The 11362-nt window shown below is 52.6% G+C and carries 9 protein-coding genes; all 9 read right to left on the reverse strand.

Going from position 1 to position 11362, the window contains the following annotated elements:
- Nucleotides 1–24 precede the first annotated feature (24 nt).
- The gene (locus tag J1782_RS16745; protein ID WP_152324543.1) at nucleotides 25–1368 is read right to left on the reverse strand and encodes an MFS transporter; all 1344 of its coding nucleotides are present in this window, start codon (nucleotides 1366–1368) and stop codon (nucleotides 25–27) included.
- 82 nt (nucleotides 1369–1450) lie between these two features.
- Entirely contained in the window at nucleotides 1451–2740 is a 1290-nt protein-coding gene (locus J1782_RS16750) for an MFS transporter (protein WP_165058456.1), read from the reverse strand.
- A gap of 128 nt (nucleotides 2741–2868) precedes the next feature.
- Complete coding sequence (locus J1782_RS16755) at nucleotides 2869–3882, reverse strand: Zn-dependent oxidoreductase (protein WP_152324541.1); 1014 nt, start codon at nucleotides 3880–3882, stop codon at nucleotides 2869–2871.
- A gap of 11 nt (nucleotides 3883–3893) precedes the next feature.
- A complete protein-coding gene (gene rspA, locus J1782_RS16760; RefSeq protein WP_152324540.1) occupies nucleotides 3894–5108 on the reverse strand; it encodes a starvation-sensing protein RspA in 1215 nt (404 codons plus the stop codon).
- Nucleotides 5109–5311: 203 nt separating this feature from the next.
- Nucleotides 5312–6325, reverse strand: coding sequence for a 3-dehydro-L-gulonate 2-dehydrogenase (yiaK, locus tag J1782_RS16765; protein ID WP_217153547.1), 1014 nt, complete (start codon nucleotides 6323–6325; stop codon nucleotides 5312–5314).
- The gene (locus J1782_RS16770; RefSeq protein WP_152324538.1) at nucleotides 6312–7874 is read right to left on the reverse strand and encodes an MFS transporter; all 1563 of its coding nucleotides are present in this window, start codon (nucleotides 7872–7874) and stop codon (nucleotides 6312–6314) included. The genes yiaK and J1782_RS16770 overlap by 14 nt, the downstream gene beginning before the upstream one ends.
- A gap of 265 nt (nucleotides 7875–8139) precedes the next feature.
- Nucleotides 8140–9036 carry a lipid kinase YegS gene (yegS, locus tag J1782_RS16775; RefSeq protein ID WP_152324537.1) on the reverse strand — a complete coding sequence of 299 codons (897 nt, stop codon included), beginning with the start codon at nucleotides 9034–9036 and terminating at the stop codon, nucleotides 8140–8142.
- A gap of 371 nt (nucleotides 9037–9407) precedes the next feature.
- The gene (yegQ, locus tag J1782_RS16780) at nucleotides 9408–10793 is read right to left on the reverse strand and encodes a tRNA 5-hydroxyuridine modification protein YegQ (RefSeq protein ID WP_152324536.1); all 1386 of its coding nucleotides are present in this window, start codon (nucleotides 10791–10793) and stop codon (nucleotides 9408–9410) included.
- Between the two features lie 187 nt (nucleotides 10794–10980).
- Nucleotides 10981–11328, reverse strand: coding sequence for a YegP family protein (locus J1782_RS16785; protein WP_152324535.1), 348 nt, complete (start codon nucleotides 11326–11328; stop codon nucleotides 10981–10983).
- Between the last annotated feature and the right edge of the window lie 34 nt (nucleotides 11329–11362).

The following is an 11362-nucleotide window of genomic DNA, read 5'->3' on the forward strand; positions in this document are numbered from 1 at the left end:
CAGCCCGAAGTGATCCGTGCGGGATTACTGTTTCCAGCTGTGGTATTCACTCTTTCTTCTGCCGGGCGCGGTTTCCGGCAGCAGGGCAAGGCCGATCACTGAGATGGCGCCGAGAACAATCATGTATATCGCCAGCCCGTGATAATCGCCGCCGGTCATTTGCAGGATTTTTACCGCCACCAGCCCGAGAATTCCGCTGCCGATGAGTGATCCGATCTGCCAGATTAACGCAATGCCACTGCAACGGATCCGCGTCGGGAACAGTTCAGGGAAATATGAGGCCTGCGGGGCGTAACACATGCTGTGGCCGAAAGTCAGCGCGAGGATCATGGCAATCTGTGTTATCCAGAACGTGTCCATTTTCAGGGCCAGAAAGAAGGGAATGATTCCCACCGCCAGCAGCACCGCGCCGGCCATATACACCGGCTTACGGCCAATATGATCGGAGAGTTTGCCCATCATCGGGATGGCGAATATCTCCAGAATGACGGCTACAATCATGGTTTGCAGCAGGATACTTTCGCTCAGATGATTGGCCTTACCGAATGCCAGCACAATGACCGTGAACATGGCGAATGCGCAGGCTTCGATCAGTTTGGCGCACACGCCTTTGACGATGATCCCCGGATACAATTTGATGACTTCCACGACCGGACGCGATTCCACCGCTTTGGTTTTACGAATTTCAGTAAACACTGGCGATTCATCAATCCGCAGACGGATGAACAGCCCGACGATCACCAGCAGCAGGCTGAGCAGGAAGGGAATACGCCAGCCCCAGTCAAGCATTTGTGCGGCAGATAACTGCGACGTCAGCAGCGCAAATAAGGCCGACGGCAGAAGAAAGCCCAGCGGTGCGCCGATTTGTACCCAGCTGGCAAAAAAGCCCCGGCGTCCCGGCGGGGAATATTCGGCAGTCATCAGCACGGCGCCTGCTTGTTCTCCGCCCACGCCAAACCCCTGCAATACGCGGATTAAAATCAGCAGAACCGGTGCCCAGAACCCGATTTTTTCGTAAGTCGGCAGCAGGCCGATGCAGAAAGTCCCTAAACCGACAATCAGAATAGTGATCACCAGCGCTTTTTTGCGTCCGACTTTGTCGCCAATATGGCCGAAAACAATGCCACCTAACGGACGGGCAAGAAACCCGACGGCGTACGTGGCGAAAGCGGCCAGCGTGCTGATCAGCGGGTCGTGGCTCGGGAAAAACAGCTGACCGAAAAACAGAACGGCCGCCGTGCCGTAGGCAAAAAAGTCGTAATATTCGGCAGCGGTGCCGATAGCGGAAGCGGCTGCGACGCGTCTTAATAATCCACGCTGTTCTTTTTCGGCAGCTTCAGAGAGAGGCTGCGATGAAATCTGTGACATGGTGAAATACTCCGGATAAACAGCAACAGTGTCGGCAAAATGCCGCGCCTTTTAGTCACGCGCGGCATTTTCATTCAGAACGTTAGCCGTGGGATAATTTAGTGGCTGGTGAATGCTTTGGGGCTTTAATCACAAAGAACACCAGAATCGCGCCGAGTGCGGCGACGCCGCCTGCGAGAATAAAGGCGCTGTCGAAATGACCGGTGTTTTGCACAATAAAGCCTGTTACGACCGGCCCGACGATACCTGAAACGCTGCCGACCAGATGGATAAAGCCGCTGGTGCCGCCAACGCGGGATTTATGTACGACGTCCTGAATAATCGCCCAGTAAATTGCGCCGGTGGTATACAGGAAGAAAATAGAAACAGACATCAGTACCACGGCCGGAACCACGCTGGTGACGATACCGGCCAGTGCGACGCAAATAGCGGCGGCAGACAGGCTGAAGACCAGAATAATTTTGCGCGACAGCAGTAAGCGGCCGGTAATATTGAAAATCTTATCGGAGATATAACCGCCCAGCGCCAGACCGACGAATCCGACAATCCACGGGATCACGGTAGTCAGGCTCATTTCTTTAATATTCAGGCCGTGTGCCTGAACCAGATAAGACGGGAACCAGCTGAGGAAGAAGAACAAAATATAGTTGTAGCAGAAGAAGGCAAACGCCGTGACCAGAATAATTGGCTGGCGTAAATAATATCCCAGACCATGCGCGGCGTGCGCCAGATCGTCTTCTTCGCTGATATTTTCATTCTTCATCTCATCGACTAAACGTAATTCTTCCGGCGAGACGCGTTTACTTTTCAGCGGATTATCCGCCACGGTAAAGAACCAGATTGCCATCCACACAATCCCGATGGCGGCAATCACCATAAAGGCCGGACGCCAGCCAAAAGACAGCGCAAGATAGCCGACGATCGGCCCGGCAACGGCGCCGCCCAGAGGCGAACCGGCGCTGAGAAGCCCTACCGCGGTGGCGGCTTTTTTCTTCGGGAACCAGCCGTTAATCATCTTATTGGCGGAAGCGCAGATCGGGCCTTCGGCCATACCGAATAATACCCGCAATATCAGCATGGAATAAAAGCCGGTGGCGATGGCAGTCATTCCGCAAAATAGAGACCACAGCCCGACGGCTAATCCCATCACGACCGTTGGCCCGAATTTATCGACGGCCAGACCACCAATGAAATTGAATATGGCATAACCAAAGAAGAAACTGCCGAATATTATCCCGAACTGCTCAGGATTAATGGTCAGTTCTTTTTCTATCATCGGTACCGTAATAGACAGCGCTACACGGTCGAGATAGTTGATCATATAAACCATGAACAGCAGGAATACGATGATCCAGCGTAGGTTCTTAAACATAGGTAAGGTGCTCCACTTGGTGTTGTTTTAATAGTGTTGCGTTCTTTGTAGGTAGAATATGAGGTACGGTTTGCGGAAAGATTTAAAAATCCTCCCGCAGTTTCAAACAATTAAAATAAAAACGGTCTTCAGAACGTCAGCAGAACTTTGCAGCAGGAACGCTGATCTTTTTCAAACAGCGTCAGTGCAGCTTCCACATCTCCGGCGGGCATCCAGTGCGTCACCAGTTTTTCAGGCGTGATTTTTCCCTGTTCCATCCATTCAATCACCTGCGGGAACCTGTGACTGTTCAGGCGCGAAGAGAACAGCGAAATCTCTTTGCTGGTAATACTTTGCTGCGTGATGGTGCTCGGCTCGCCAGAGAAGCCCATCATGCCGATACGCGCGGCCGGTGAAGCCAGCAAAATGGCTTCCTGCAAAATCGCCGGATGGCAGGCAGCATCAACGATAATCGTCGGGCGCACGCCTTCAGCGGACAGCACCTCAGCCACATTGCGTTCGCTGTTATTGATGGTCCAGTCGGCACCGCTGTCGAGTGCCATATGCAGACGTTCTTCAATGCGATCGGTGACGATCACATTCTTAACGCCGTACACACCTTTCAGCACCTGAATCACCGTCAGCCCCATCGGGCCTGCGCCGTACACCAGCGCGGTATCCTGCGGAGTCGGTTTCAAAAATGCCGTGATATTGGCGGCAATGGTGAAAGGTTCGACCATGCTGGCGAGTTTGTCAGGAATGGACGCCGGGACGTTATAGGCGTTTTTCGCCGGGGCGCAGGCGTAATCGCTGAAACCGCCGTCGCGGTGAACGCCGATCACCTGCAACTCGTTGCAGACATTAGGCCGCCCGACGGAGCACGGATAGCAATGTCCGCAGCTTACCACCGGGTCAATGACCACACGTTCGCCGATGCGTGCCGTATCGACGCCTTCACCGACGCTGTCAATATGGCCGAAGAACTCATGGCCGATAACGCGCGGGTATTTCGCGAACGGATTGTGGCCGTGATAAATGTGGACATCGGAGCCGCAAATGCCTGCGTAACTCACCCGAACTCGTACCTCGCCGGCGGCAGGTACCGGCAAAGCACGTTGCTCGATGACTAATTTTCCCGGCTCTTGTATAACGACGCTGTTCATTTTTCGTTCCCTCACCAGTTCCACAAAGTGCCGTCTTCAAGACGGGCCACCGGCAGATAGGCCGGTTCATACGGATATTTCGCGGCGAGTTTTTCGTCAAACTCAATGCCCAACCCGGGTTTTTCGCCAGGATGCATGTAGCCGTTATCGAAGGTCCAGTTATGCGGAAACACTTCCAGCATCTGTTCGGAATAGCCCATGTATTCCTGCACGCCAAAGTTCGGTACCCACAGATCGAAGTGCAGGGCAGCCGCCATGCAGACTGGCGAGAGGTCAGACGGGCCGTGCGAACCGGTACGCACCTGATAAAGCGACGCGAAATCGGCGATGCGGCGCATCCCAGTGATGCCGCCCGCGTGGGTCAGCGTGGTACGGATATAGTCGATCAGCTGTTCTTCAATCAGCTGTTTGCAATCCCAGATACTGTTGAAGACTTCGCCGACGGCAATGGGTGTGACCGTGTGCTGGCGGATCAGGCGGAAACATTCCTGATTCTCGGCAGGCGTCGGATCTTCCATCCAGAACAGGCGATATTCTTCGATGCTTTTGCCAAAACGCGCGGCTTCGATGGGCGTCAGGCGGTGATGCATGTCGTGCAGCAGATGTTCGTCAAAACCGAATTTGTTGCGCACGGCTTCAAAGAGTTTTGGCGTGAAATCGAGGTATTTTTCCGTGGACCACAGCTGCTCTTCCGGCCAGTTACCTTTGGTGGCGGGCTCGTACGCCAGACCTTTGCCTTTCGCCATGCCGTAAGTAGTTTTCATACCCGGCACGCCGCACTGGGCGCGGATCGCCTTAAAGCCCAGCTCTTTGTGTTTGGCATAATCATCGAGCACTTCGTCGATGGAATGACCGGTGGTGTGGCAGTAAACCATCACGCCGGTGCGGGATGCGCCGCCGAGCAACTGATACAACGGCATATTGGCGGCTTTTGCTTTAATATCCCACAGCGCCATATCGACCGCCGAAATGGCCGACATCGTGACCGGACCGCGACGCCAGTACGCGCCTTTGTAGAAGAACTGCCAGATGTCTTCAATCTGATGCGCGTCGCGCCCGATAAGCTGCGGGCAAACGTGATCTTTCAGATAAGATGCGACCGGCAGCTCCCGGCCGTTCAGGGTGGCATCGCCGATACCGGTCAGACCGCTGTCGGTAGTGATTTTTAACGTCACAAAGTTGCGACCCGGGCAAGTGACAAAGACTTCAGCATTCACGATTTTCATCGGTTACGACCTTTTGCAGTAAATGTTAGATGCATTTTCTTTGGTTATAAATACGCCTTAAGCCAACTACCATACAAGTATGTAAATTTGTTTTTGCCGGAGGCGATCACATTTTGAGCGGAGATTTATGCGGAAAAACTCCGCCAGGCAGAAATGAAAACGCCTGCAACAGGCAGGCGTTTCAGAGGGTGAGCAGGAAAAGACTATTCGGCCAGCCTCATCACTTCATCCCAGACGGCATCGTCGACGGGTATACCAAGACGGCGGTTTTGTTCGCGGTTTAACGCCGCCGTCTGGCCGGGATAGCGTACATCGCGGTTGTTTTCGGCGGGCTCTGACTGATTCACGTAATCCGCCACGCTGTCGGCCATGTGTTCGGTGAATTGCGTACCGCCAAGCTGCACCGGGTCGAAGACCATGAAAATCTGGCTCGCACCGGTGCAACTGCCTTCGCCAATTTTATCGATTTCATTGGTCGGTGAACCGGCGGAGAGCAGTGCGGCCATGGCGTCGAGCACAATCGCCAGTCCGGAACCTTTCCAGTAACCGGCGGGCAAAATACGCATGGAAGCCTCTATCGGGCCGGGATCGTCAGTGAGATTTCCCTGGCTGTCATAGCCGCCGGGATACGGCAATTTTTCATTTTTGAGCCGCGTCACCTGCAACTTGCCGTAGGAATATTGCGACATCGCCATATCCAGCACGATCGGGCCTTTGGCTCTCGGTACCGCCATCACAAACGGGTTATTGCCGATGCGGGTATTTTTGCCGCCCCAGGCGGGCATGCACGATTCGGTGTTCGTCCAGCAAATAGCAGCCAGCCCGCGTGTGGCGGCGTGCCAGCCATAACTTCCGCCGCGCATCCAGTGGCTGCTGTTTTTCATTGCCACAATCCCGACGCCGTATTCTCCTGCCATTTCGGCGGCTTTTTCGACGGCAAACAGTGCATTGGTGATGCCGATCCCACGGTTGCCGTTATAAATGGCAATGGCGCCAAGCGATTTTTCCTGCACGGGTTTGGCGTGAATATTGATCCAGCCTTTCTGAACGTAATCGACAAAGCGTGCCACCCGGTTCAGGCCGTGCGAAGCAATGCCGTCGCAGCTTGATTCGGTGTGGATCCGCGCACACGTCCGCGCGCTTTCTTCATCCAGCCCCGCTTTGAGCAAGGCGCGCTGGATGGTTTCTTGCATCAGGCTGAATTCAATTCTTTGCATTATCGGCTCCGGTAGAAAGTTCAGGTGAGGTCAGCGGGGAATAGTCTTCTGTCTGGCTAAGAATATTGTTATTACCCCAACATTTTTCGTAAGGCCAGCCGGTCAGTTGCTCGGCGATTAAACGGGTTTCCGGTGCCACATCATATTTACTGCCACCGGCTTTCAGCCGTTCAATTTCATTGACCAGCAGGGAATGGTTATGGCGGGTAAGGCGAAACTTCATGGAGCTGTAAAGGCCAATCAGCAGAAAGACCACCGAACCAGTGCCAAATACCAGCGTAATTCCGTACACCGCTTCCGCGGGTTGTGTCGCGCTTTTCGGCGTAAATCCGTAATGTTGTAATAACAGGCCTACGGTAAATAACGCCACGGCCTGAACGGCTTTACGCACAAAAGTCATCACGCCGGCGAAAATACCTTCTCGGCGTTTCCCTGTCAGCATTTCATCGACATCAGGAATAAAACTGTAGATATTCCAGCAGACATAACTGGTCCCGGAACGTCCGACGCCCATTAAAATAACGGAGAGATAAATCAGTGCCATATTAAAAGGCAGTTGCAGCAGATGAATAGATAAAAATAACCCGACGCTCGCCAGCATAAAGAGTTGTGCAATCCGATACGCTGAGCCGTTACCTAATTTCATACACAGGAAAATAAATAAGGCCACGCAGATAAACTGAATCAGTGTCATAAGCGTCATCGCATTGGACGCCGTTACGGCATTTTGCCCGAGGACAAAAATAATGTAGTAAGCGAGAACGGCACCGAGGACATCCAGCGCGACATAACCGCCCAGATACATCCCGACGTGCTGGCGAAAAGTCCGCACTTTCATGGTGGAAACCAGGGATTTAAACAGGTGCTTCATGTCACGGCGGAAAGACAATTTCGGCGTGGCCACATCAACGGGGATCGGGCGTTCCCAGGTGTAGAAATAGAGCAGCAGGATCACCACGGCGAACAGCACGCCAAATATCACGCCCATAATCAGAAATGATGAAGACGAATCTTCTCCGAGATACGCAATAATTCGTCCCGGAAGCCAGGCGGCTAATATTGCAGCGCCGGTTGAAAAGAACATTCTGACGCCGGTGAGTTTGGTGCGCATTTTAAAACTGGAGGTCATTTCAGCCGCCAGCGTTTCATAAGGCACAATCGCCAGCGTGTAAGCTGCGTAAAATAAAATATACGTCAGCAGGTAATACCAGAATCCCATGCCGCTGATCCACATAATAATGTAGGTCACCATAATCAGCGGAGCGCCAAATAAGAAGAAGAACCCGCGGCGGCCATACTTTTTACCCAGAGGATTACGGTAAAAATTATCGGTCACATATCCCATCAGCGGATCGAAAAATGCATCCAGCAACCGGGCAGAAGCAATAACAGCACCGGCCTCCGCCGGGCTTAATCCGGCGTAGGTGGTATAGAAAAACATAATCCATAAACCTAATACCGCAAAACAACCACCGCCGAAGAAATCTCCTCCGCCATAGGCCAGCATATTTTTGAGTGATATCGGTCTTTCTTTATGATGATTAATCATAATACCCCTGTGTTCCGTATTATTTTTGGCGATATCGGATAAGTAAGAGTCGTGAAAACAAACTTATTGGGATGCCGCAGACGTTCAGGAATAAAAAATCCGTTGGCGTCAGCAGAATAAAACTAGGCAACTGGCATCTACCATACAAGTATGTGGATCAGGATTTATCGGAAGGGATCACAAAAATAAACGCAAATTTCCTCTGTACTGTAAGGCAGATCACAGTACAGAGAATGAGCAGTCAGGGCAGGGGAAATTCGGGGAATTAGCCGAGTAACTCGCAGTTTGGCGGCAGACGGCACTGAATCGCGTTGGGAAGAACTTCGATGCGGAACCGTTTTCCGGTCAGCGGCTCGCCGTCGAGATTGAACGTCATGTCGTGCGGCGCGTTGATTTCCAGCCACGGCAGACTGGCGGAAACGATGTTCTTATTCTCTTCGTTGTTGATCAGGCTGCGCAGGAAAGAGGGCAACAGCTCTTCGGAGGTCAGCAAACGCAGCTGCAACAGACCGTCGTTAATCAGCGCGTCCGGGCAAATTTGCTGCCCGCCACCGGCCTGGCGGCCATTGCCGATACCGATGACCAGCGCGTCGCCCTGCCAGCTGAAATCCGGCCCTTTGATTTCGCAGCTGTCCGCTTTCAGCGTATCAAGACGTAAAAGTCCGTGAATAAAATAGGAAACGCCGCCCAGTGCGGCTTTCAGTTTTTCCGGCGTTTCGGTGGTGATCCGCGTGCCAAATCCGCCGGTCGCCATGTTAATAAAGAAGTGCTGGTCGTTTACTTTCGCCAGATCGATATCCACGACGCGGCCTTTCACCGCCAGCTGAAGCGCCTGTTCCGGTGAGAGCGGAATATTACAGCCTGTCGCGAAATCATTGGCCGTGCCCAGCGGGATAATACCGAGTGCCGGAGCATCTGCGCCAAGCTGGGCCAGCGCGCCCGCGACTTCGTTGATCGTGCCATCACCGCCACCGGCAATCACCGTCTCGCAGCCCAGCTCTACGGCTTCTGCCACATAGCGCGCAGCGTCTCCGTATTCCCAGGTGACGCGCACGCTGAGTTTCACGCCTTCTTCACGCAGCGCACCGACGGCTTCCCGCAGTTCTTCATTCCCTGCCCCTTTTCCGTTTAAGATCAGCAGTGCAGCGCCCGTGTCCTTCATATCATCTCCTTATCATTCATAGGCTTTAACAATAGATGATAAAGACCGTATTTGGCTATCGGATTAATCACTTAATAATTTAATCGCCTGTTAAATAATTTCGGTTAAATTAATTCAAAAAATGGCGTATTTATCGGGCGGGAGTTAATTAAAGTGAAGGGAAAGTAAAACGTTATTCTTCTCAATAACAGGAAAAAAGAAAGAGATTGAATACAAAAAGAAAAGCCAGCTCAAGGGAGATTGAGCTGGCCAAGGAGGTGGTTCCTAGTGTAGTCCGGTGCATTATTTTGCATTCGAAGTAAATTGCGAATGCATATTAGCCAACTTAAATTAAAAGAGTTGTGACCGGATTCTTATTTTCACTAAAAGCCTTATTTCAGGTGCGGATTGCGTGTATCCGTTTCTTCCAGATTTCGCAGCAGAATGGCGAATTCCAGGCTGATGTCTTCCGGCAGGGCGACATACACAATATGCCCGTTACCCGGCGCGACTTCCGTCGGCTGGCCTTTCTTGTTGCGCAACGCTTCAAGCTTGAACTGAATATTACCCTGTGGCGTCATCATTTCCACGCTATCGCCAACGCTGAATTTATTTTTCACGTCGATTTCAGCCCAACCGTCCACGCGGTTGCCGGTGAATTCGCCGACAAATTGCTGACGGTCGCTGACGGAAAAACCGTATTCGTAGTTTTGCTGCGCGTCATGGGTATGGCGGCGCAGGAAACCTTCGGTATAGCCGCGATGCGCCAGCCCTTCGAGGGTGGAAAGCAGCGTCGGGTCGAAAGGTTTTCCGGAAACGGCGTCGTCGATGGCGCGGCGGTAAACCTGTGCGGTACGCGCGCAGTAATAAAATGACTTGGTGCGGCCTTCAATTTTCAGGGAATGCACACCCATTTTGGTTAGCGCTTCAACATGCTGAATGGCGCGCAAGTCTTTGGAATTCATGATGTACGTGCCGTGTTCATCTTCGAATGCACTCATGTATTCGCCGGGACGCATGGCTTCTTCGAGCATAAACACTTTATCCGTCGGCTGACCGATGCCGAGCGTCGGTTCCGGCGCGTCGACCTGCTGAACCGGGATCGGTTCGTACTGATGCACGATATTGCCGATGGCGTCTTCTTTGCCTTCCTGAACTTTATATTCCCAGCGGCAGGCGTTGGTACAGGTTCCCTGATTCGGATCGCGTTTGTTGATGTAACCGGAGAGCAGGCAGCGGCCGGAATACGCCATGCACAGCGCGCCGTGGACGAAAATCTCGATTTCCATGTCCGGCACCTGCGTGCGGATTTCCGCAATCTCTTCCAGCGACAACTCGCGGGACAAAATCACGCGCGTCAGCCCCATTTGCTTCCAGAACTTCACCGTCGCCCAGTTCACCGCGTTTGCCTGTACCGACAGATGAATATCCATCTGCGGGAAAGCTTCACGAACCATCATGATCAGGCCCGGATCGGACATGATCAGCGCGTCCGGCCCCATGTCGATGACCGGCTGTAAATCGCGGATGAAGGTTTTAAGTTTGGCGTTATGCGGCGCGATATTCACCACGACATAGAATTTTTTACCGAGAGCATGGGCTTCGTTAATGCCGATTTCCAGATTCTGGTGGTTAAATTCGTTATTGCGCACACGCAGGCTGTAGCGCGGCTGTCCGGCGTAAACGGCATCCGCGCCATAGGCGAACGCGTAACGCATATTTTTCAGGGAGCCGGCAGGGGAAAGCAGTTCCGGAACAAAAGAATCGGGGGTAAACATAGTCAATCTCAGTCTGATCACAGGTCAGGGCCGTCCCGGATGCGGGGCGACGAAAGGTCAGAATTGTAACGTCTGAGTTGATCAAAAGCAGCCGGTTAGTGTGGGTATTTCAGCTTTTATGGGGTCAGATCAATTTTTGAATCGGGAGGTTGCAGCGCAGAATGCCGCAACCTCCGCAAAGGAGGAATCAGGCAGTTTGCTGGGTGAGATCGCGGATATCGGCCGTTGGCCCGTTTTTCACAACCGACAGGATGCCTTTTTTCGCGGCGCTTTCCGTGGTGTACATTTCACTCACGCCGATAACCTGGTGGTTTTTCGCTTTCAGCACAAAATAAAATTGCCCGTCTTTTGACGGTTTCACTTCGTATTGAGCCTCATGCGGCGCGTTAGCCTGCACCGACGAAATGCCATTTTCCGCCGACGCTTTGCTGGCATACATCTCGCTGGTGAGAATAATCTCTCCGTTCCCGGCCTTCAGGTTAAAGTGAAACTGTCCATTCTTCGCTTTTTTCAGATCATAGTGACCGTTAGCCATAAAGGTAATCTCCAGTAGAAGGGTTTTTTCCAGA

The sequence above is a fragment of the Rahnella sp. BCC 1045 genome (genome assembly GCF_019049615.1).
GTDB classification, from domain to species: Bacteria; Pseudomonadota; Gammaproteobacteria; order Enterobacterales; family Enterobacteriaceae; genus Rahnella; species Rahnella contaminans.

Coding starts and splice junctions, on each gene's coding strand:
- yegQ (WP_152324536.1), bottom strand. CDS start 10,793: ATGTTTACCCCCGATTCTTTTGTTCCGGAACTGCTTTCCCCTGCCGGC.
- yegS (WP_152324537.1), bottom strand. CDS start 9,036: ATGAAGGACACGGGCGCTGCACTGCTGATCTTAAACGGAAAAGGGGCA.
- yiaK (WP_217153547.1), bottom strand. CDS start 6,325: ATGCAAAGAATTGAATTCAGCCTGATGCAAGAAACCATCCAGCGCGCC.
- J1782_RS16750 (WP_165058456.1), bottom strand. CDS start 2,740: ATGTTTAAGAACCTACGCTGGATCATCGTATTCCTGCTGTTCATGGTT.
- rspA (WP_152324540.1), bottom strand. CDS start 5,108: ATGAAAATCGTGAATGCTGAAGTCTTTGTCACTTGCCCGGGTCGCAAC.
- J1782_RS16770 (WP_152324538.1), bottom strand. CDS start 7,874: ATGATTAATCATCATAAAGAAAGACCGATATCACTCAAAAATATGCTG.
- J1782_RS16785 (WP_152324535.1), bottom strand. CDS start 11,328: ATGGCTAACGGTCACTATGATCTGAAAAAAGCGAAGAATGGACAGTTT.
- J1782_RS16755 (WP_152324541.1), bottom strand. CDS start 3,882: ATGAACAGCGTCGTTATACAAGAGCCGGGAAAATTAGTCATCGAGCAA.
- J1782_RS16745 (WP_152324543.1), bottom strand. CDS start 1,368: ATGTCACAGATTTCATCGCAGCCTCTCTCTGAAGCTGCCGAAAAAGAA.